The organism is Deltaproteobacteria bacterium (genome assembly GCA_035063765.1).
Lineage (GTDB): Bacteria > Myxococcota_A > UBA9160 > UBA9160 > PR03 > CAADGG01.
Genome location: JAPSFT010000028.1, coordinates 22,538 through 44,062, shown reverse-complemented (window position 1 = coordinate 44,062; position 21,525 = coordinate 22,538). Strand labels below are relative to the sequence as shown.

Here is a 21,525-nt window from a genome sequence, read left to right as displayed (position 1 = left end):
GCCGCCGAAGCGATCCCCGCCGCCGCCGCCGTAGCCGCCGCCACCACCGCCGCCGAAGCGATCCCCGCCGCCGCCGCCGTAGCCGCCGCCACCACCGCCGCCGAAGCGATCCCCGCCGCCGTAGCCGCCGCCTCCGCCATGGGGCCGGTCACCCCGGTCCCCGAACGGGGGGCGGTCGGAGGGCCCGCGGTCGCCGCGGTCGCCAAACGGAGGTCGCTCGGGATGGCTCATGAGGGCGCGGACCTTATCCGACGGCGGTTTGGCCTGCAAGGTCCCGACGGTGCAGGGGATCAGGCCGCGCGCAGGAGCGGGAGCACCGCCGCGCCGAAGCGCGCGAGCGCCTCGCGCAGCTCTGGCTCGGGAAGGCCTCCCCGATCGAAGCGCACGAGCTGCACCTCGAGCCCGAGCCGCTCGCGGGCCGCCAGGATCGCCGCCGCGGCCTCGGCCGGGCTCCCGCCCGGGGCGGGGCCGGCGGCGCCGACCCGCGCCCGGTGCCCCGCGCGCGCGGCCCGGTCGCGATAGCGGCCGGCGAGCGGCTCCCAGTCGTCGGAAGGCTCGTGCAGCAGCAGCGGAAGCCCGAGCTCGCCCGCCAGGTCGGCCGCCTCCGCCGCAGCCCCGCCCCCGATCCAGAGCGGCGGGTGCGGCTGCTGCACCGGCCGCGGCTCCACGGTCACCCCTGCGAGCGCTGCGCGGAAGCGCCCCGACCAGGTGACCTCCGTCTCGCTCCACAGGCGGCGCAGCAGCGCGACCGACTCGCGGAGGCGCTCGCCGCTCTCGCCGTCGCTGCGCCCCGTGGCGATCCCGAGCTCGACGCGTCCGGCCGAGATCCCGTCGAGCGTCGCGAAGTCCTCGGCGACGCGGAGCGGGTCGAGGCCCTCGCCGAGGCAGAGCTCGGCGCCGAGGCGCAGCCGCGTCGTGCGCGCCGCGATCGCGGCCAGCACCACGGCCGGCGCCGACGCCGGGCCGTGCGGGCCGGCGAGCCAGAGCGAGTCGAAGCCGAGCTGCTCCGCGAGCGCCGCGCACCCGACGATCGCGCGCTGCCGCTCGCCCGCGCCCACGCGACCGCTGCCGCCAGGACCCGCAAGCGGATCGGCGGCCACGAGCATGCCGACCTCGAAGCCCACGACGGCTACGAGGCCGGCCCGCGAGGCGGCCGGCGCGCAGCGCGGCGGAGCCGAGCGGAGGTCATCGGCTAGTCGCGCTTCGGCCGGATCGCCTTCACGGTGTACATCCCGCCCCGGTACTCGAGGTCGAACTCGACGGTCTGCCCGGGCTCGATGCCCTCGAGGAGCTTCGGGTCGGCGACCGGGAAGCTCATCTTCATGGCCCCCATCAGGCCCGGGATCTCGCCGTGGTCGAGCGTGATCTCGCCGGCCGCCGCGTCGACGGCGACCACCGAGCCCTGGCCGGTGCCCGACTGGACGTCGGCGGCGCTGCAGGCGGCTGCCCCCAGCAGGCTCAGGACGAGCAGGACGGACGAGGCAACGGATCCGATCTTCATGCGGGTTCCCTCCGGGTGGCCTCTCGAGCCGGAAGCGAACGCCGCTTCCAGATCGCGAAGAGCGCAGGATAGACGAGCAGCTCGAGCGCGAACGAGGTGGTGAGGCCGCCTACCATGGGCGCCGCGATGCGCTTCATCACGTCCGCGCCCGTGCCGCTGCTCCAGAGCAGGGGCAGCAGGCCCGCCATCGTCGCGATCACGGTCATCGCCTTCGGGCGTAGCCGGCGCGCCGCCCCCTCGACGATCGACTCCTCGAGGTCGGCCATGTGGCGCATGCGCCCCGCCGCCTCGTGGTCGCGATGGGCGAGGGTCAGGTAGAGGAGCATCACGACGCCGGTCTCCGCGTCGAGGCCGGCCAGCGCGATGAGCCCCACCCAGACCGCGATCGAGAGGTTGTAGCCGAGCGCCCAGAGCAGCCAGATGGCGCCCACCAGCGAGAAGGGCACCGCCAGGAGCACCATGGCGGTCTCGACCGCCGAGCCCGTGTTCCCGTAGAGCAGCAGCGCGACCAGCAGGAGCGTGAGCGGCACCACGACGTAGAGCCGGTCGCGCGCGCGCTCCCAGGCCCGGAACTGGCCGGCCCACTCGAGGCGCACGCCGGGCGGGAGCTGCACCTGCTCGGCCACCGCACGCCGGGCGTCGGCAACGTAGTCCACGATCGGGCGCTCGCCGACGCTCACCTGCACGAGCCCTTCGAGCTGGCCCGCCTCGCTGCGCACCATGTCGGGGCCCGTGCGCACGGTGATGCCGGCGAGCTGGCCGAGCGGGACCTGCGCGCCGCCGGGGGTCGCGACCAGCACCCGCTCGAGCGCGGCCGGGTCCTCGCGGAAGGCGCGCGCGTAGCGCACCTGCACCGGGTAGCGCTCGCGACCCTCGATCGTGTAGGTGACGTTGGTGCCGCCGATCGCCACCTCGACGGCCTCGTTCACGTCACGCACGCGCAGCCCGACCCGCGCGATCGCGTCGCGGTCTGGCTCGACGTCGAGGTAGAAGCCGCCCGTGAGCCGCTCGGCGTAGGCGCTGCGCGTGCCCGGCACGCCGGCCAGGGCCTTCTCGACCGCGATGGAAGCCTCCTCGATCGTCGCGAGGTCCGGGCCGTAGACCTTGACCCCGAGCTGCGTGCGCACGCCGGTCGCGAGCATCTCGTTGCGGGTCTGGATCGGCATCCACCAGGTGTTGGGCATGCCGGGGTAGCGGAGCTTCGCGTCCATCTCCTGGACCAGCCGCTCGTAGGTCATGCCCGGCCGCCACTCCGACTCGGGCCGCAGCGTGACCACGGTCTCGACCATCGAGAGCGGGGCCGGGTCGGTCGGCGTGTCGGCGCGGCCGATCTTGCCGAAGACGCGCTCGACCTCGGGGAAGGTGCGCAGCTCGCGGTCCTGCATCTGGAGCACGCGCTGGGCCTCGGTGAGCGACATGCCCGGCGGCGCGGTCGGCATGTAGAGGATCGTGCCCTCGTTGAGCGGCGGCATGAACTCGGTGCCGAGCGCGAGGAAGACCGGCACGGTGGCGGCCACCAGCAGCGCCGCGCCCGCCACCACGAGCCCGCGCCGGCGCACGACCCAGCGCACCACCGGGACGTAGGCGTGCACCATCGCGCGGCTCAGCGGGTTCTCGTCCTCGCGGCGGATGCGGCCGCGGATCGCGAGCGCCGCGAGCGCCGGCGTGAGCGTCACCGAGAGCGCCGCGGCGAAGCCCATCGCATAGGTCTTGGTGAAGGCGAGCGGCTTGAAGAGCCGCCCGGCGGTGTCGGTGAGCGCGAAGATCGGCAGGAAGGAGACGGTGATCACGAGCAGCGCGAAGAAGACGCTCGGCCCCACCTCCTGCATCGCGCGCACGATCACCTCGCGGCGCGGCGGGCGGCTGGCTGCGGGCTCGTGCTCCCAGGCCTCGAGCCGCTTGTGCGCGTTCTCGACGAGGATGATCGAGGCGTCCACCATCGCCCCGATCGCCACCGCGATCCCGCCGAGCGACATGATGTTCGCGGTCATGCCCTGCTGCCGGATCGCCACGAAGGAGATCGCGACGCCGACCGGGATGGTCAGGATCGGCACCAGCGCGCTGCGCGCGTGGAGCAGGAACAGGAAGACCACCGCCGAGACGATCAGGAGCTCCTCGACGAGGGCCCGGCGCAGGGTGTCGACCGAGGCCAGGATCAGCTCGGAGCGGTCGTAGACGGGCACGACCTCGACGCCCTCGGGCAGGGTCTCGGCGAGCTCGGCGAGGCGCTCCTTCACGGCGGCGATCACCGCCAGCGCGTCGCCGCCGTAGCGCATCACGACGATCCCGCCGACGACCTCGCCCTCGCCGTCGAGGTCCGCGACGCCGCGGCGCATGTCGGGTCCGAGCGCCACCGTGGCGACGTCGTCCACCGTGATCGGCGTCCCCTCGCCCGCCCGCAGCACGGCGCGGCGCAGGTCGCCGGCGTCGCGCAGGTAGCCGCGCCCGCGCACCACGTACTCGTGGCCGGCCAGCTCGAGGACGCGCCCGCCCGCGTCCTCGTTCGAGGCCTGCACCGCCTCGACCACCTCGGCGAGCGTCACCCCGAGCGCCGCCAGCCGGTTCGGGTCGACGTCCACCTGGTACTGGCGCACCCAGCCGCCGAGCGAGGCCACCTCGGCGACGCCCGGGACGCTCGCCAGCGCGTAGCGGAGCGTCCAGTCCTGGAGCGAGCGCAGCGCCGCGAGATCGTGGCGGCCGCTGCGGTCCACGAGCGCGTACTCGAAGACCCAGCCGACCCCCGTGGCGTCGGGGCCGATCACGGGGGTCACGCCGTCGGGGAGGCGGTCCTCGACGCCGGCCATGTACTCGAGCACCCGGCTGCGCGCCCAGTAGAGGTCGGTGCCGTCGTCGAAGATCGCATGGACGAAGGAGAGGCCGAAGAAGGACTGCCCGCGCACCGCGCGCACGCCGGGGGCCGCCAGGAGCTGCGACGAGATCGGGTAGGTGAGCTGGTCCTCGACGAGCTGGGCGCTGCGGCCCGGCCACTCCGTGTAGACGATCACCTGCACGTCGGAGAGGTCCGGGATCGCGTCGAGGGGGATCTGGCGCAGCGACCAGATGCCAGAGGCGGCGCTGGCCGCGACGAGCAGGGCCGTGAGCCCCGGATGGCGGGCGCAGGCGGCGATCAGCCACGCGATCGGGCCGCGCGGCGCGGGGGCGGCGGGCGCGTCCATCACCACGCCTCCAGCGCCGCGCGCAGCCGGCTCTCGCCGGCGACCAGGAAGGTGCCCGCGGTGACGACGCGGGCGCCCTCTGCGAGCCCGGAGAGGATCTCGATGCGACCCTCGCTCGCGACCCCGATCTCCACCGGCTGCGGGCGCAGCCGCCCCTCGCCGAGGTCGAGGAACACGAAGCTGCGCTCGCCGGTGCGCAGCACCGCCGTGTCGGGCACGGTGAGGCGCGCGCCGAGGGGCCGCCGCAGGAACACGTCGGCGTACATCTCCGGCCGCAGCACCAGGTCCGGGTTGGCCAGCTCGACGCGCACCCGCGCCGTGCGCCGCTCCTCCTGGAGGCGCGGGTAGACGTAGGCGACGGTCGCCCCGAAGCGACGCCCGGGCGCGTAGGGCAGCTCGACCTCGGCGGGCTGGCCGGGCGCCACGAGCCCGAGCTCGGCCTCGTAGATCTCGGCGTCGATCCAGATCCGGTCGAGCGGCGCGATGCGGTAGACGCGCTGGCCCGCCTCGACGGGGCTCCCGGCCACGATCGCCTTCTCGACCACGTAGCCCGCGATCGGCGCGCGCACGGGCAGGTACTCCTGCGGCGTCCCGCGCCGGGCGATCGCCTCCACCTCCTCCGGGGCGAAGCCCCAGAGCTCGAGCCGGCGCGCCCCGGCGCGCGCCAGCGCGTCGGCGCGCGCGGGTGCGCTGCTCCCGTGTGCCGCGCGCTGGCTGCGCAGCGCGGCCAGGTACTCGCGCTGGGCGGCGTAGGCCTCGGGCGCGTAGAAGGTGAAGAGCACCTGGCCCCGCTCGACGCGGGCGCCGAGCGCGTCGGCCTCCACCTCGCCGACGAAGCCGCCGACCCGCACCGTGACGTCCCGCAGCGTCGTCTCGTCGAGCACGACGCGGCCGAAGGCGCGCACCGACACGCTGAGCTCCTCGCGGCGGGCGGGCTCGCTCGCGATGCCGAGCTGGCGGAGGCGGGATGCGTCGAAGCGGAACTCGCCGGGGGCGCCCTCGGACGCCCCGCTCGGCCGGGGTGCCGCGCCGTGGACGTGACCGGCGCCCGCCGCGGCCGCGCCGGGCGGTGCGGAGGAGCCGGGCGGTGCCGCCGGCGCCGCCCCGGTCGCGGCGAGCCGCACCCCGGGCGTGCCGACCGTCAGCGAGCCCTCCGCGGCGAGCGCGTCGCCGTCCGGGCGCGTCGCGCGCACCTCGACCAGCCAGGTGCCGCCCATCTCGAGCGCGAAGCGGGCGCGCCAGCGCCCCGGGCCGGTGTCCTCCACGCGCGCGGCGCCGCCCATCGCGGGCATCGCGCCCATCGCGTGCATGTGGACCTTCACCGACACCGTGGCGTCGTCGGCGGGGCGGCCCCCGGCGTCGCGCAGGACGAGCTCCATCTCGTTCTCCCCGACGCGCAGGGAGGCCGGCGTGACCGAGGCCTCGAGGCGCAGCCCCCCGCCTGCGACGACCGCGGGCTCCGAGCCCCGGCCGCCGCAGGCCGCGAGCAGGATCACGAAGCTGGTGACGAGCCGGCGTCGCGTGGCGTCACTCATGATGGCTGCCTCCCTCGTGCGGGGTCTCTCCTCCCGGCTCCTCGCCCGGAGTCCGGCCGAGCGCCGCGGCCAGCTCGGCCGCGCGGCGGCTCGTCTCGGCCAGCGCCTCGTCGCTCGCGAGCGTGCCCTTGCGCAGCGCGCGCTCCGCCTCGATCACGTCCGCGAAGTCGACGCGCCCCGCCTCGTAGCCGGCGCGCGCGGCGCCGAGCTGGTCGCGCGCGGCCGGGAGCATGCGGTCGCGCACGAGCTCGAGCAGGTGGCGGGCCTCGGCGAGCCGCTCTCGGGCGGTCGCGACCTCGGTCGCGATCTCGTCCTGCATCCGCTCCCGCTCGCTGCGGGCCGCGCCGAGCTCCGCCCGTGCCTGCTCGAGCGCCGCGCGCCGGCGGGCGAGCTGGAAGGGCAGGTTCAGCTCGAAGCCGACCATCGGCTGCATGTCACCGGCCTCCCAGAAGCGGTCGTAGACCGCCAGGACCCGGACGTCCGGGAAGTAGGCGAGCTGCGCGAGGTCTGCGCCGGCCTCGCGGGCGCGGACGCGGGCGTCCGCCGCCTGCAGCTCGGGGCGCTCGGCCGGCGCGGGCCCGGTCCCGGCGCCCGGGTCCGCCACGGTCACCGGCACGAGCTCGTCGGGCGGCGGCGGGAGCGGGCTCCCGCCCGGCGCGTGGAGCAGGAGCGCGAGCTGCTGCTCGGTGATCCGGCGCGCCGAGGCGAGCGACACCTCCTGGTGCAGGAGCTCGGTCTCCTCGACCTCGGCGCGCAGGGGATCCTGCTGCTCGGCGCTGCCGCTCTCGTAGCGCGCGGTCGCGACCTCGCGCAGCTCGTGCACGAGCGCGAGGTGCTCGCCGTTGATCCGCGCGGCCTGGGTGACCAGCCAGTAGTCGTCGTAGAGCGCGGAGGCCATCGCGGCCAGGCGCAGGCGCACGGCCTGGTAGTCGCGGGCGGCGGCCTCGGCCTCGGCGAGCGCGGCCGTGCCGCGCAGCGCGCGCTTGCCGGGGAAGGGGAAGGCCTGCGAGAGCTCGAAGCGCTGGCCGACCTGGGGCGCCTCGTCCGAGGTGAAGGTCCTGGGCCCGAGCCCGTAGGAGAACATCGGGTCCTCGAGCGCCGTCTCCTGCGGGTAGCGCGCGAGCGCGGCACGCCAGGCGTAGCGCGCGGCGGCGATCGTCGGGTTGCGGCGCAGCACCTCCTCCACGAGGGCACTGCGCTCGAGGACGGCGGCCCCCTCGAAGGGAGCCTCAGCCGGAGGCGGGACGGCCTCGAGCGCATCGAGCTCGCGGTCGAGCCGGTGGACGGCGGCGCCGCCGGCGCCGAAGCAGCCGGGCAGCGCCGCGAGCGCCAGGACGGCGCAGCGGAATGTCGAGAGCATCGGACTCCTCGCTCGTCGGGCGGCGCGAAGGGCCGGCGTGCCAGCGCCGGGGCGCACCGCGGGATCCGTCGATCCGGACGCGAGCGGGGATCAGAGGTGCAGGACGACCGAGAGCTCGAGTGGCGAGACGCGCGGCTTCGGATCACAGCCCGGGCAGGGCGGGCGCGCGGAGCCCGGGCCGGGGCCGCTGGCGAGCGCCGGCCCCGGGAGGAGGGCGCCGAGGTCGGAGGCGTGATGGCTCGTGGCCGGGACCGTGGTGGCGTCGCAGCAGGCCAGAGGGAGGAGCGACGGGCAGGAGGGCGGGGGCGCCTCGGCGCGATCCTGCGCGGCCCCGCAGCAGGCGTGATCGCGGGCCGCCGCCTGCGCCGCCGCCACGCCTCCGAGGAGGCTCGCGAGCCCGACCGCCAGCAGCCACGCCACCGCGATGCGGCGCAGGCGCTGGCCTCTCGGGTCGGCTCGGGTCATGGCGTCCCCATCATCGGCGGGCGGCCGTCCCTGGTCAAGCGGCTCGGATCCGCACCCGCTGCAGCCGCAACGCGTTTGCGATCACCGAGACCGAGGAGAGGCTCATCGCGGCGGCGGCCAGCATCGGGGAGAGCAGCAGGCCGGTGAAGGGGTAGAGGACGCCGGCGGCGATCGGGACGCCGAGCGCGTTGTAGGCGAAGGCGAAGAACAGGTTCTGGCGGACGTTCCGCATCGTCGCGCGGGAGAGCGCGCGGGCGCGGGCGATCCCGCGCAGGTCGCCCCTGACGAGCGTGACGCCGGCGCTCTCCATCGCGACGTCGGTGCCGGTCCCCATGGCGATCCCGACGTCGGCCTGGGCGAGCGCCGGGGCGTCGTTCACCCCGTCGCCCGCCATCGCGACGACCCGGCCCTGCGCCTGGAGGCGCTGGACCGCGGCCGCCTTCCGGTCGGGGAGCACGCCGGCCTCGACCTCGTCGAGGCCGAGCCGGCGGGCCACGGCCTCGGCGGTCGTGCGGTTGTCGCCCGTGAGCATCACGATCCGGAGGCCTTCGCGGTGGAGCTCCTCGATCGCCTCGGGCGTGGTCTGCTTGATCGGATCGGCGACCGAGACGAGGCCCGCGGCGCGGCCGTCGAGCGCGACGAACAGGACGGTCTGGCCCCCGGCGCGCAGCGCGTCCGCGCGGGCGGCGAGGCCGCGCAAGCCCTCTGGGTCATCGCCGCGCAAGCCCTCTGGATCCTCAGGCAGCGGGCCGACGCCGATCTCGGCGAGCAGCGCCGCGTTGCCGAGCGCGACGGGCCGGCCGCCGACGCGGCCCAGCACGCCCTTGCCCGTGCGCGACTCGAACGCGTCGGCGGCGGCCGGCCGCACGCCGCGGGCCTCGGCGCCCGCCAGGATCGCGGCGGCCAGCGGGTGCTCGCTGCCCCGCTCGAGCCCGGCCGCCGCGGCGAGCAACTCGGCCTCGCCCACGCTGCCGAGGGGCTCGACGGCCACGAGCTGCGGGCGCCCCGCGGTGAGCGTGCCGGTCTTGTCCACGACCAGCGTGTCCACCTCGCGCAGCCGCTCGATCGCCTCGGCGTTGCGGAAGAGCACGCCGGCCGTCGCGCCGCGGCCCGCCGCGACCATGATCGACATCGGCGTCGCGAGCCCGAGCGCGCACGGGCAGGCGATGATCAGTACGGCCACGGCGTTCACGAGCGCGTGCGCGAGGCGCGGCTCGGGGCCGAAGAGCGCCCACACCGCGAAGGTGACGGCGGCCACCGCCACCACCGCGGGCACGAACCACGCCGCCACCTGGTCGGCCAGGCCCTGGATCGGCGCGCGGCTGCGCTGCGCCTCGGCCACCATCTGGACGATCCGGGCCAGCAGCGTCTCCGCGCCGACGCGCTCGGCGCGCAGCACGAAGCTCCCGGTCTGGTTCACGGTGCCCCCCGAGACCGGCGCCCCCGGCGCCTTCTCGACCGGGATCGGCTCGCCCGTCAGCATCGACTCGTCGACCGCGCTGTGGCCCTCCTCGACGACCCCGTCCACCGGCACCTTCTCGCCGGGCCGCACGCGCAGGCGGTCGCCCGGGTGGACGGCGTCGAGCGGGACGTCCTCCTCGCTGCCGTCGGGCCGCAGGCGGCGGGCGGTCTTCGGCGCGAGCCCGAGCAGCGCCCGAATGGCGGCGCCCGTGCGGCTGCGCGCACGCAGCTCGAGCACCTGCCCGAGCAGGACCAGCGTCACGATCACCGCCGCCGCCTCGAAGTAGAGCGGCAGCCGGCCGTGGGCGTCGCGGAACGAGGCCGGGAACCAGCCCGGCGCCAGCAGGGCCGCCACGCTGGAGGCCCAGGCGGCGCCGGTCCCGAGCGCGATGAGCGTGAACATGTTGAGGCGCGTGCGCAGCGAGGCCCAGGCGCGCGCGAAGAAGGGCGCGCCGCCCCACAGCACGACGGGGGTCGCGAGGGCGAGCTGGAGCCAGGCGAGGGCGGGGCTGGCGAGCGCGTGCGAGAGGCCCGGGATCATCTCCCCCATCGCCAGCGCGAAGACCGGCAGGGTCAGGAGGGCGCTCACGCGCAGGCGCCGGCGCAGGTCGCGCAGCTCCTCGCTGTCTCCCTCGTCCTCGAGGCTCGGCGCGAGCGGCTCGAGCGCCATCCCGCACAGGGGGCAGTCCCCGGGCGCGTCGCGCACGACCTCGGGGTGCATCGGGCAGGTGAAGCGCCGGCCCGGCGCCGGCGCCGCGGCGGGCGGGGCCTCGCTGACCGGCGCGAGCCAGCGCTCGGGGTCGGCCACGAACTTCTCGCGGCAGCGCGGGTTGCAGAAGCGGTAGACCCGGCCCGCGTGCTCGGCGCCGAGCGGGGCGTCCGCCGCCACCTCCATGCCGCACACCGGGTCGCGCACGGCTAGCGTGCCTCCAGCGCCCCGAAGCGGGCGAAGACCTCGAGCAGCTCGTCCATCTTCTTCTTGCGCTCGCGCGCGCTGCCGCCGGCGAAGGCGCCGGCCACGCAGGTCTCGACGTGGCCCGCGAGCACCAGCTTGCCCACCCCGTCGAGCGCCGCGCGCACCGCCGCCACCTGGAGGAGCACGTCCACGCAGTAGCGGTCCTCGTCCACCATGCGCTGGATGCCGGCCACCTGGCCGGCGATCCGGCGCAGGCGCTGCTCGACCTGGGTGCGGAGCGCGGGCTTCACGGCTCTCCCTCCTCGGGAGGCCCGGACGATATACCCCTACCGGGTAGTGGTCAAGGCTGGACCAGGTAGAAGGCGTTCACCGGGTGGCCGAGGTCGAGGCTCGCGAGGCGCGTGAAGCCCGCCTCGCGCACGATCCGCTCGAGCAGGCCCGCGTGCAGGCCGAGCGTGCCGAGCCCGGCGCCGCCCGGCTCCGAGAGCGCCGAGGACATGCAGCTCAGCACCGAGGTGCCGTACATCATCGCCGCCATCGGGTTCTTCTCGACGTTGCGCTCGTAGCTCTCGTGGGCCTTGATGTCGGCGATCAGCCACAGGCCGTCGTCGGCGAGCGCGCGCCGGATGCGGCGGGCCATCCCGGCCGGGTCGGTCATGTCGTGCAGGCAGTCGAAGGTGGTGAGGAAGCGGAACGAGCCGTCCTCGGGCAGCGGGTCGACGAGGGCGTCGTGGAAGCGCGCGTTGGCGAGGCCGGCGGCGCGGCGGTTCGACTCGGCGCGCCCCAGCGCGTGCTGCGAGATGTCGTAGCCGTGGAACTCCGAGCGCGGGAAGGCCCGCGCCAGCTCGAGCACGGCGACGCCGGCGCCGCAGCCCACGTCGGCGGCGCGCGCGCCCTGCTCGAGGAGGGCCTGGGCGCCGGGGACGCGCGGCAGCGCGAAGGGCACGAGCAGCGCGCGGAACCAGGGGGCCAGGCCGCGCTCGATGCCGGCGGCGCCCTCGGGCCCGAAGGCGTCGTAGGGCAGGCCGACACCGGTGCGGAACGCCTCCGGAAGGCGCTCGGCCACCGCCATCAGCGCGGGGAGCTGCGCGAAGAAGCCGATCCCGCAGGCCGGGTGCGCCTCGTTCGCGAGCACCGCCTCGCCCTCCGCCGGGAGCTCGAAGCGGCCCTCGCCGTGGTAGCGGAGGAGGCCCGCCGCCCCCTGCTGCTGGAGCCACTCGCGCAGCCAGCGCTCGTGCAGCCCCGTGCGCGCGGCGAGCGCGGAAGCGTCGAGCGCGCCGGCGCCGGCGAGCGCGCGATACAGCCCGAGGTGGTCGCCGAGGTACACCATCGCGGAGGTCATGGCGCCCTCGAGGTGGCCGAAGAGGCGCTTCGCGTAGGCCTTGAGGGCGTCGGGGTCGAGCGGTCGCGGGGTGGTCATCGGGGGCCTCCGTCGGGAGCGGCATGATCGCCTCCCGGACGGGCCGCGCACAAGGGCGCGACGCGCGCCCGCGCCGGTAGACTGCCGCCCGTGCTCGAGCCCCGGATCGCCTCCGACTCCGAGTCGCCGCCGACCGAGACGCTCTCGGCGGCCGAGCAGCGGGTCGACCGCCTGCGCCGCTCGGCGGGGCTCTTCGCGGGCCCGCTGCTCTTCGCGGCGCTGCTGCTCTTCCCGCTGCCGCTGCCGGATCCGGCGGCCGGGCGGCTCGCCGCCGTGCTCGGCCTCGTGCTCGTCTGGTGGATGACCGAGGCGGTGCCGATCCCGGTCACCTCGCTGCTCGGGCCCGCGCTCGCGGTCGTGCTCGGGATCGGGAGCGCCGCCGAGACCTTCGCGCCCTTCGGCGACCCGATCGTGTTCCTCTTCCTCGGCAGCTTCCTGCTCGCCGAGGCGATGGCCGCGAGCGGCCTCGACCGCCGGATCGCGCTCGCCGTGCTCGCGCGCCCCGCCGTCGCCGCCTCGCCGACGCGCATCCTGGTCGCCTTCGGCGTGCTCACCGCGGGCATCTCGGGCTGGCTCAACAACACGGCCACGACGGCGATCGTGTTCCCGATCGCGCTCTCGGTGCTCGCCGCCCTGGCCCGCGCGAAGGGCCCCGGCACCGATCCGCGCCGGCTGCGCTGGGGCACCGCGCTGATGCTGACCGTCGGCTATGCCGCGTCGATCGGGGGCATGGCGACCCCCGTCGGAACGGCCCCCAACATGATCACGCTGGGCCAGCTCGAGGCGCTCGCGGGCGTGCGCATCCCGTTCTTCCACTTCCTGGTGGTCGGGACGCCGGTGGCGCTCGTGATGCTGGCCCTGCTCCTCGGCTGGCTGCGCTTCGCGCTGCCGCCCGACGTCCCGCCGCCCGCCCGCACCGCCCTCCTGGAAGGGGACGCCTCCCGGGCCGGCCCGCTCTCGCGCCGCGAGCGCAACGTGCTCGCGGTCTTCGCGCTCACGGTCGCGGCCTGGGTCGCGCCGGGGCTGCTCGCGGTCGTGCTCGGGCCCGAGGCGCCGCTCGTCGCGCGGCTCGACGCGCTCCTGCCCGAGCCCGTCGTGGCGGTGCTCGGCGCGGGGCTCCTCTTCGTGCTGCCGGTGGACTGGGCGGCCCGGCGCTTCACGCTCGAGTGGCACGAGGCGGCCCGCATCGACTGGGGCACGCTGCTCCTCTTCGGCGGCGGGCTCGCGCTCGGCGGTGCGATGTTCCGGACGGGGCTCGCGGAGGCCCTCGGCGCGGGACTCGTGGCGTGGACGGGCAGCCACTCGCTGCCGGCGCTCACCTTCCTCTTCGCGTGGGTGGCGCTGCTCCTGACCGAGACCACGTCGAACACCGCGACCGCGACCATGCTCGCCCCGCTCGTGATCGCCTCGGCGCAGGCCGCCGGCGTGTCGCCGGTGCCGCCCGCGCTCGCCGTCGCGCTGATGTCGAGCATGGGCTTCATGCTGCCCGTCTCGACGCCGCCCAACGCGATCGTCTACGGCTCGGGCTGCATCCCGATCCTCGCGATGGCGCGCAACGGCCTCGTGCTCGACCTCGCGAGCGCGCTGCTCGTGCCGGCGATGGTGCTGGCCTCGTGCCGGCTGCTCGGCTTCGATTGAGGGCCCGCCGCGCGCCGCTCGCCGCGCGCCCGCCCGCCGCTCGCCGCGCGCCCGCCCGCCGCGCGCCGCCCGCCGCGCGCTAGAGGAAGCGCCCGCGAAGCTCCGGGGTCGGCACGAGGCACTCCGCGCGCCGGCCGAACCAGCGATCGCGGTGGCGCGCGACCCGGTCGTATAGGGCGTCGCGAAGCGGCCGCGGGATCCGCAGCAGGGCCGGCGCGAGCCAGCGCCAGGGCGCGCGCAGGCCGGCGGCGAGGCGCAGCACCGCCGTGCTGCGCTGGTGGGCGCCGTCGCCGTCCACGAGCACGAGGGTGTCGAGCGCGCCGGGATCGAGCCCGTGGCGCGCGAGCAGCGCGCGCCCGAGCGGGGACTCGAGCGGCGCGAAGCGCAGGCGCGCGGCGGGGTCGCGCGCGATCGCGAAGCGCACGGCGCCCGTGCACAGGTTGCAGACGCCGTCGAAGAGCACGATCGGGTGCTCGCGCAGGTCGGCGGGGAGGGCGGCCGGCGGCGCGCCCATCGCCTCAGCAGGCCTCGGGCTTGAGGGCCGAGCGCTCGCGCAGCCGCTCGATCGCCTCGCGGGTCTCGGCACGCTCGTCCGCCAGGTAGCGCGCGACGGCGTCGCGCAGGCGCCCGTCGGCGAGCCAGTGGGCGCTGCGCGTCGGCTGCGCGTCGAAGCCGCGCACCTGCTTGTAGGGGCCGCCGGCGCCGGGCTCGAAGCGCGCGAGGCCCTCGCGCAGGCAGTGCTCGATGCCCGCGTAGTAGCAGACCGCGAAGTGCAGGTGCTTCACGTAGTCGTCGGCGCCCCAGTAGCGGCCGTAGAGCGCATCGCCCTTCTGCACGTTGAAGGCGCCCGCCACCGGCACGCCGTCGCGCAGCGCCATCACGAAGCACAGCCGCTCGCGGAAGCGCTCGCGCACGAGCTCGAAGAAGCGCGGGTTCAGGTAGCGGCGCCCCCACGGGTTGGTGTCGACCGTGGCCCGGTAGAAGCGCCACATCGGGGCGAACCAGGCGTCGGGGATGGCGGCGCCGCTGCGGGTCTCGATCGTGAGCCCCGCCTCGGCGACGGCGCGCAGCTCGCGCCGGACCTCCTTGCGGCGCTTGTGGCGCAGCCCGCCGAGGTAGTCCTCGAAGCAGCTCCAGTCGCGGCGCAGCCAGTGGTACTGGAGGCCCAGGCGGGGCAGCCAGCCGGCGGCGACGAGGGCCGCGAGCTCGTCCTCGCGGCAGAAGTTCACGTGGGCGCCCGAGAGGCCGTTGCTCTCGCCGAGCTCGCGCAGCGCCGCGGCGAGCCGCGCCAGCCACGCGCCGCGATCGGCGCCCGCCGCGACGAGCAGGCGCGCGCCGCTGACCGGCGTGAACGGGACGCCCACCAGCAGCTTCGGGTAGTAGCGGATGCCCGCGCGCTCGGCGGCATCGGCCCAGCCGTGGTCGAAGACGAACTCGCCCTCGCTGTGCGCCTTCAGGTAGAGCGGGCAGGCCGCGACGAGCCGCCCGCCCGCGCGTGCCACGAGCGGGCGCGGCAGCCAGCCGGCCTCCGCCCCGACGGCGCCCGACTCCTCGAGCGAGGCCAGCCACTCCCATTCGAGGAACGGCGAATCCCCGCCGACCAGCGCGTTCCACTCCTCGCGCGCGATCGCGCGCACACCCTCGGCCAGCTCGATCTCCGCCACGCGCGGAGGCTAGCAACGCGCGGAGTAGCAAGGACGCGAAGCCACGCGCAGGGTCGGCGCCATGCAAGCGGAGCAGCCGGCCTTGCGGCTGCGGAGCGCGCAGCGAGCCGAAGGCGAGCGAAGCCATCAGGACGCCTGCGAGGCTTGGCAAGTTCATCGGATCGACGGCCTCGAAGGCCGTCGATCCGATCCCCCCGCGAACCCTTGCCTTCCCGACCAGGCCGCGCCCGCGCCCCCCGTGCCCCGCTATCCTGCTCCCATGCCCGAAGCCCCGAAGGGCCCCGCAGGGCCGGCCGACACCCCGCTCCGCGAGCGCGAGGTGGCGACGCGCACGCGGCCGAAGCTCGAGCGGCCCGCGCGCTTCAAGGTGCTGCTCTTCAACGACGACTACACGCCGATGGAGTTCGTCGTGAACCTGCTCGAGCAGGTGTTCCGCAAGAGCCCGGCGGAGGCGACCCAGCTCATGCTGACGATCCACCGCTCCGGGATGGGCGTCGCGGGGGTCTACGTGCTCGAGGTGGCCGAGACCAAGGTGGCGATGGTGCACCAGCTCGCCGAGGAGCGCGGCTTCCCGCTGCGCGCCGGGGTCGAGAAGGAGTAGCGGACCGGTGAGCGCGATGGGACGCGAGCTCCAGCTCACGCTGCAGGCGGCCTACCGCGAGGCGCTCGCGCGCCGCCACGCGGACCTCACGGTCGAGCACCTGCTCTACGCCCTGCTGCACGACACGCGCGGGGTCGAGGTGCTGCGCCACTGCGGCGCCGACGTGCCGGCCCTGAAGCGCGCCCTCCAGCGCTTCTTCGACGAGGAGCTCGAGACCCTGCCCGAGGGCGAGGAGGGCACGCGCCAGACGCTCGCCTTCCACCGCGTCCTGCAGCACGCGCTGCACCACGCCGAGAGCGCCGAGAAGGACGAGATCGAGGCCGGCGACCTGCTGGCGGCGATCTTCCAGGAGCCCGATTCCCATGCGGTGGCCCTGCTGCGCCAGCAGTCGGTCTCGCGGATCGACGTGCTCCGCTACATCTCGCACGGGATCTCGAAGCTCGGCGCCGGCGGCGGGCCCGGCTATCCGCGCGCGGAGGCGCCGGAGGGCGGGGGCGCCGCGACACCGGCGGGCCGGCCCGGCGGCAGCGGCGACGAGCTCGAGATGCCGGACGACCCGCTCGCGGCCTTCGCGACGAACCTCTCGGAGCGCGCGGCGGCGGGGCGGCTCGACCCGCTCGTGGGCCGCGAGGCGGAGCTCGAGCGCGCGATCCACGTGCTCGCGCGGCGCCGCAAGAACAACCCGATCTTCGTCGGCGAGACCGGCGTCGGGAAGACCGCGATCGCGGAGGGCCTGGCCCAGCGCATCCAGGAAGGCCAGGTGCCCGAGGACCTGCGCGGCGCCGAGGTCTTCTCGCTCGACCTCGGCGCGCTGCTCGCCGGGACGCGCTATCGCGGCGACTTCGAGGCTCGCTTCAAGGCGCTCGTGCACGCGCTCCAGCAGCGCCCGAAGCCGATCCTCTTCATCGACGAGATCCACACGATCCTCGGCGCGGGCGCCGCGTCGGGCGGGACCGTCGACGCCTCGAACCTGCTCAAGCCCCTGCTCGCGGCCGGCGAGCTGCGCTGCATGGGCTCCACCACCTACCGCGAGTACCGCCACTTCGACCGCGACCGCGCGCTCGCCCGGCGCTTCCAGCGCATCGACGTGACGGAGCCCTCGATCCCCGACGCGATCCGGATCCTCCAGGGCCTCGCGCCGCGCTACGAGGAGCACCACGGGGTGCGCTACACGGCCGGCGCCCTGCGCGCCGCCGTCGAGCTCTCGGCCCGGCATCTGAACGACCACTTCCTGCCCGACAAGGCCATCGACGTGATGGACGAGGCGGGCGCGGCGGTGCGGCTGCGCAAGCGGCCGAAGGCCGCGCGCAGCGAGCCGAAGGCGAGCGAAGTCCATCAGGACCCCGTCGCCAGGCGCACGGTCGGCGTGCGCGACGTCGAGCAGGTGATCGCGCGGATCGCCCGCATCCCGCTGGCGCGCGCGGCCGCGAGCGACCGGGCGCGGCTCGCGAATCTCGAGGCGGACCTGCGCAAGGTCGTCTTCGCCCAGGACGAGGCGGTGGCGACGGTGGCGCGCGCCGTGCGCCGCGCGCACGCGGGCCTCTCGGGCCGGACCCGCCCGATCGGCTCGTTCCTGTTCATGGGCCCGACCGGGGTCGGCAAGACGGAGCTCGCCAAGCAGCTCGCGCACACGCTCGGGGTGCCCTTCCTGCGCTTCGACATGAGCGAGTACATGGAGAAGCACGCCGTCGCGCGCCTGATCGGCGCGCCGCCCGGCTACGTCGGCTACGACGAGGGCGGCCAGCTCGTCGAGCGGATCCGCAAGCACCCCTACGCCGTGCTGCTCCTCGACGAGATCGAGAAGGCCCACCCGGACCTCTTCGACATCCTGCTCCAGGTGATGGACCACGCGACGCTCACCGACAACCACGGCCGCGAGGCCGACTTCCGCCACGTGACGCTGATCATGACCTCGAACGTGGGCGCCCGGGAGATCCAGGCGCGCGCGATCGGCTTCGGCGGCGAGAAGCGCGGCGACGGGCGCAAGGACCTCGAGCGCCTGTTCAGCCCCGAGTTCCGCAACCGCCTCGACGAGGTCGTGAGCTTCCGCGCGCTCGACCCGGCGGTGATGGTGCGCGTCGTCGACAAGTTCGTGGCCGAGCTCTCGGCGCAGCTCCTCGAGAAGAGGGTGCGCATCGAGCTCGGCGCCGACGCGCGCGCCTGGCTCGCGGAGAAGGGCTACGACCCCGACTTCGGGGCGCGCCCGATGGCGCGCGTCGTCGAGCGCGAGCTCAAGGACCCGATCGCCGAGGCGGTGCTCTTCGGGCCGCTCGCGCGCGGCGGCACGGCGCGCGTGTCGCTCGGCCCCGGCGGCGCGCTCGCCTTCGCCTTCGAGGGCCGGGGTGCGGCGCCGGCCGGCGGCGCCGACACCGACCCCGACGAGGACGAGGCGCCGGGCCCGGCGTGATCGGGCCGCCGGGCGCGGGGGCCGGGCCGCCCGCCGGCCGTGGGGCTATGCTCGCGCGCCCCTGCGGGCGAGGAGGTGTCCATGGCGGGAAGCTCCGGCGGCGGCTCGGTGGTGGCGGCGCTGGTGCTCGGCGCCGCGATCGTCGTCGGCAGCCTGGTCGTGAAGAACGGGATCGACGGGCAGACGGCCGTGTTGCTCGGCGTCCAGGACAGCCTGGCCGAGATCGAGGGCGCCCTGGCGGGCGGGCCGCTGCGGGCCGACCGCGCCGAAGCGCGCCGCGGGCCGGACCCGAGCAAGAAGGTCGAGATCGCGATCGACGGCGCCCCGGTGCGGGGCCCCGCCGAGGCCGAGGTGACGATCGTCGAGTACAGCGACTTCCAGTGTCCGTTCTGCGCGCGCGTCGTCCCGACCCTCGACCAGCTCCGCGAGACCTACGGCGACCGGGTGAAGCTGGTCTACAAGCACCTGCCGCTGCGCATCCATCCCGAGGCGCCCGGCGCCGCCGCAGCGGCCGAGGCCGCCGGCCTGCAGGGCAAGTTCTGGGAGATGCACGACAAGATCTTCGCGAACCAGCGGGAGCTGTCCGACGCGAAGTACGTCGAGTGGGCGCGCGCGCTCGGGCTCGACCTCGCGCGCTTCGAGAAGGACCGCCGCTCGGAGGCCGTGCGCGCCCGCATCGCGAAGGACGAGGCGGAGGCGAACCGCCTCGGCGTGTCGGGGACGCCCGCCTTCTTCATCAACGGCCGCTTCCTGTCGGGAGCGCAGCCGATCGACGCCTTCCAGCGGGTGATCGACGACGAGCTGAAGGGCTAGCGGGCGTGGCGCGGGCGAGGACAGGGCCGATCGGCGCCCTGCTCGCGGCCGGGCTCGTGATCGCCGGGGCCGCGGCGGCCGAGCCCGAGCTCCCGCTGGCGATCCTCCAGGAGAACCAGGGCCTCTCGGCCGTCACCACCGACGTGGCCGTGAGCCCCGACGGCCGCCACGTCTACGCGTCGGGCGCGGACTTCCTGGTCGTCCTGCGCCGCCTGCCGGACGGCAAGCTCGCGTTCGTGGAGGAGCACCTCCTCGGCCGCGAGGGCATCCGTGTCGTCGTGCCGCCCGACGGCCGGGGCGTGCTGGCGCTCGCCTCCGAGGCGGGCGAGGCCGGTGTCGTGTCGTTCCGGCGCAACGAGGCCGACGGCACGCTCACCTGGGTCGAGGTGGAGGTGGCGGAGCTCGGGGGGTCCGTCTCCGATCTGGCGACGAGCCGGGACGGCCAGCGCGTCTACGTGACGAGCCCCGGCTACGACGCGCTGGTCGTCTACGCGCGGGACGCCGAGACCGGCGCGCTCGCCTTCGCCCAGCGGATCGAGAACACCGACCCGGGCGTCTCGGGCCTCGGGATCCCCAGGCTCCTCGCCGTGAGCCCGGACGATCGGCACGTGTACGTATCGGGGCGCCGGCAGGCGCAGGACGAGCCTCCGGTCTTCCTCGACACGATCGTCCTGCTCCGCCGCGAGCCGGACGGTTCCCTCTCCTTCGTCGAGTCGCTCGACGTGGATGCCTTCCTCTCGGACCTGGCGGCGGACATGGATCTCACCCCCGACGGCGCCGAGCTGCTGGTGCTCGACGGCGGCGCGTTCCCGGGCGCGGGCGCTGCCCTGCGCCGCTACACGCGCGACCCCGGAGACGGGCGGCTCTCCTTCCTCGCGTCCCGGCCGATCGAGGAGCCCGGCTTCTTCGCGGGCACCCTCGCGTGGTTCGCGCAGCGCCCGGACGGGAGGCGGGTCTTCTTCGCCGGCATCTCGAGCGGCCCGCCCGGGCTTCCGGTGATGGCGTGGTCCCGCGACGAGGCGGGTGGGATGGCGCCGATCGCGCGGGTCGAGACCGGCCGCATCATCGCAAGCGGCGTCAGCAGCCCCGACGGGCGCTACCTCTACACCAGCACCGCGCTCGGCGTGCGGGTGCTGGTGCCGGAGCCGGGTGCTGCGCCGGGAGCGCTGGCCGCACTCGCCGCGCTCGGGCTCAGGCGGCGGGCGTCGCGGCGCCGCCCGCCGCGCGCTCGCGCCAGCGCCCGCGCGTGAAGGCGAGGCCCACCCAGGTGGCGCGCGCCACGTGATCGAAGACCAGCGCGAGCCACATCCAGAGCACCGGCAGGTCCAAGCGCACGAAGGCGTAGGCGAGCGGCACGCGCAGCGCCCAGTTGCCGATCGCCGCGGCGAGCAGGGGCGTCACGGTGTCGCCGGCGCCGCGCAGCGCGCCCGAGAGCGTGAAGTGCATCGCGAGCAGCGGCTGCGAGAGCGCGAGCGTCAGCATGAAGGGCCCGAGGGCGGCGAGGACCCCCGCGTCGTCGGTGAAGAAGCGCGCGATCGGGCCGCGTGCCAGCGCGAAGACGGCGCCGAGCCCGATCGAGACCACGAGCGCGAAGCGCACCGCCCGCCAGCCCGCGCGCGTGGCGGCCTGCGGGTCGCGCGAGCCGAGCGCGTGGCCCACCAGGGTGGCGGCGGCCGCCGAGAAGCCGACCCCGGGGATCCACGAGAACGACATCATGCGCACGCCGACCGTGTAGGCCGCGAGCGCCGACGGGCCGTAGTGGCCGAGCATCGCGAAGTAGTCCATCAGCGCGAGGTTCAGGACCACCCGCTCGAGGACCGCGGGCGCGGCGAGCCGCGTCACCTCGCCGAGGTCGGCGCGCGCGCGCGCGAGGTCGCGGACGCCGAAGCCGAGCGCGGGGCGGAGCTCGCGGCGCCGGCTCCCGGCGGCGAGCAGCGTGATCGCCACCACCTGCCCCACGACCGTCGCCACCCCGGCCCCCGCGAGGCCCCACTCCGGGAAGCCGGCCAGGCCGAAGATCAGGAGCGCGTTGAGCCCCGTCTTCACCACCGTCACGACGAGCGCGATCCCGAGCGGGGTGCGCGTGTCGCGCGCCGCCCGGAAGCCCGACTCGAGGGTGATCGAGACGGCGAAGAGCAGCGTCGAGAGCATCATCGGGCGCAGGTAGGGGAGGGCGGTCTCGATCACCTCGGGGCTCGCGTCGAGCAGGCCGAGGACCGCGCGCGGCACCGCGAGCACGATCCCCGCGATCGTCGCCGAGACGCCGAGCGCCACCGCGAGGCAGCCGACGAGGGCGGCGCGCGCGCGCGCCGGGTCGCCCGCGCCGAGCGCGCGCGCGATCAGCGCGACCCCCGCCACCCCCACCGCCATCAGCACCGCGTGCGAGAGCCAGAAGAACTGGGTCACGTAGCCGACGGCGGCGAGCGCGTTCGGCCCGAGCCGGCCGAGCATCGCGATGTCGATCAGGCTGACGGCGCTGGCCAGCACCTGCGACACGATCACGGGCCAGGCGAGGGTCCAGATCTCGCGGTCGGTCCCGCGCGTGTCGGACAGGCGCAGCGCCACGGC

At 75.7% G+C, this 21,525-nt stretch carries 18 protein-coding genes; 5 read left to right on the top strand and 13 right to left on the bottom strand.

Annotation, left to right across the window (positions count from 1 at the left end; translation table 11 throughout):
- From OZ948_17390 to OZ948_17345, 10 genes are all read right to left on the bottom strand, one after another.
- On the bottom strand, positions 1-231 hold a 231-nt coding region (locus tag OZ948_17390), incomplete at its 3' end, for a hypothetical protein (GenBank protein MEB2346502.1).
- A gap of 59 nt (positions 232-290) precedes the next feature.
- Positions 291-1,124, bottom strand: coding sequence for an LLM class flavin-dependent oxidoreductase (locus tag OZ948_17385; protein MEB2346501.1), 834 nt, complete (start codon positions 1,122-1,124; stop codon positions 291-293).
- Between the two features lie 68 nt (positions 1,125-1,192).
- Entirely contained in the window at positions 1,193-1,501 is a 309-nt protein-coding gene (locus tag OZ948_17380) for a copper-binding protein (GenBank protein MEB2346500.1), read from the bottom strand.
- Positions 1,498-4,677 (bottom strand): CusA/CzcA family heavy metal efflux RND transporter, encoded by a 3,180-nt coding sequence (locus OZ948_17375; GenBank protein ID MEB2346499.1) that lies wholly within the window; start codon positions 4,675-4,677, stop codon positions 1,498-1,500. The genes OZ948_17380 and OZ948_17375 overlap by 4 nt, the downstream gene beginning before the upstream one ends.
- A complete protein-coding gene (locus OZ948_17370; GenBank protein MEB2346498.1) occupies positions 4,677-6,212 on the bottom strand; it encodes an efflux RND transporter periplasmic adaptor subunit in 1,536 nt (511 codons plus the stop codon). Before OZ948_17370 ends, OZ948_17375 begins: the two co-directional genes overlap by 1 nt.
- Entirely contained in the window at positions 6,205-7,572 is a 1,368-nt protein-coding gene (locus tag OZ948_17365; GenBank protein ID MEB2346497.1) for a TolC family protein, read from the bottom strand. Before OZ948_17365 ends, OZ948_17370 begins: the two co-directional genes overlap by 8 nt.
- A gap of 90 nt (positions 7,573-7,662) precedes the next feature.
- A complete protein-coding gene (locus OZ948_17360) occupies positions 7,663-8,037 on the bottom strand; it encodes a hypothetical protein (protein ID MEB2346496.1) in 375 nt (124 codons plus the stop codon).
- A 34-nt stretch (positions 8,038-8,071) separates the two neighbouring features.
- A complete protein-coding gene (locus OZ948_17355) occupies positions 8,072-10,414 on the bottom strand; it encodes a heavy metal translocating P-type ATPase (GenBank protein ID MEB2346495.1) in 2,343 nt (780 codons plus the stop codon).
- Positions 10,415-10,416: 2 nt separating this feature from the next.
- Positions 10,417-10,704 carry a metal-sensitive transcriptional regulator gene (locus OZ948_17350; protein MEB2346494.1) on the bottom strand — a complete coding sequence of 96 codons (288 nt, stop codon included), beginning with the start codon at positions 10,702-10,704 and terminating at the stop codon, positions 10,417-10,419.
- Between the two features lie 50 nt (positions 10,705-10,754).
- Entirely contained in the window at positions 10,755-11,834 is a 1,080-nt protein-coding gene (locus OZ948_17345; protein MEB2346493.1) for a methyltransferase domain-containing protein, read from the bottom strand.
- 90 nt (positions 11,835-11,924) lie between these two features.
- Here OZ948_17345 and OZ948_17340 point away from each other — a divergent pair, with 90 nt between their 5' ends.
- Positions 11,925-13,472 (top strand): SLC13 family permease, encoded by a 1,548-nt coding sequence (locus tag OZ948_17340; GenBank protein MEB2346492.1) that lies wholly within the window; start codon positions 11,925-11,927, stop codon positions 13,470-13,472.
- 79 nt (positions 13,473-13,551) lie between these two features.
- Here OZ948_17340 and OZ948_17335 read toward each other — a convergent pair whose 3' ends face one another.
- Together OZ948_17335 and OZ948_17330 are read right to left on the bottom strand one after the other, a co-directional pair.
- Positions 13,552-13,986 (bottom strand): DCC1-like thiol-disulfide oxidoreductase family protein, encoded by a 435-nt coding sequence (locus OZ948_17335; protein MEB2346491.1) that lies wholly within the window; start codon positions 13,984-13,986, stop codon positions 13,552-13,554.
- A gap of 4 nt (positions 13,987-13,990) precedes the next feature.
- On the bottom strand, positions 13,991-15,136 hold the full coding sequence (locus tag OZ948_17330; GenBank protein ID MEB2346490.1) for a GNAT family N-acetyltransferase: 1,146 nt from the start codon (positions 15,134-15,136) through the stop codon (positions 13,991-13,993).
- A 259-nt stretch (positions 15,137-15,395) separates the two neighbouring features.
- Between OZ948_17330 and OZ948_17325 the strand changes: the two genes are divergently transcribed.
- The 4 genes from OZ948_17325 (at position 15,396) to OZ948_17310 (ending at position 20,207) form a co-directional block, all read left to right on the top strand.
- Entirely contained in the window at positions 15,396-15,737 is a 342-nt protein-coding gene (locus OZ948_17325) for an ATP-dependent Clp protease adaptor ClpS (GenBank protein ID MEB2346489.1), read from the top strand.
- Between the two features lie 16 nt (positions 15,738-15,753).
- Positions 15,754-18,144, top strand: a complete 2,391-nt coding sequence (gene clpA, locus OZ948_17320) for an ATP-dependent Clp protease ATP-binding subunit ClpA (protein MEB2346488.1) — start codon at positions 15,754-15,756, stop codon at positions 18,142-18,144.
- A gap of 81 nt (positions 18,145-18,225) precedes the next feature.
- A complete protein-coding gene (locus OZ948_17315) occupies positions 18,226-18,957 on the top strand; it encodes a DsbA family protein (protein MEB2346487.1) in 732 nt (243 codons plus the stop codon).
- Positions 18,958-18,962: 5 nt separating this feature from the next.
- A complete protein-coding gene (locus OZ948_17310) occupies positions 18,963-20,207 on the top strand; it encodes a beta-propeller fold lactonase family protein (GenBank protein MEB2346486.1) in 1,245 nt (414 codons plus the stop codon).
- On the opposite strand, the gene OZ948_17305 is transcribed toward OZ948_17310, so the two are convergent.
- Positions 20,149-21,522, bottom strand: coding sequence for an MATE family efflux transporter (locus OZ948_17305; GenBank protein MEB2346485.1), 1,374 nt, complete (start codon positions 21,520-21,522; stop codon positions 20,149-20,151). The genes OZ948_17310 and OZ948_17305 overlap by 59 nt on opposite strands.
- Positions 21,523-21,525 lie beyond the last annotated feature (3 nt).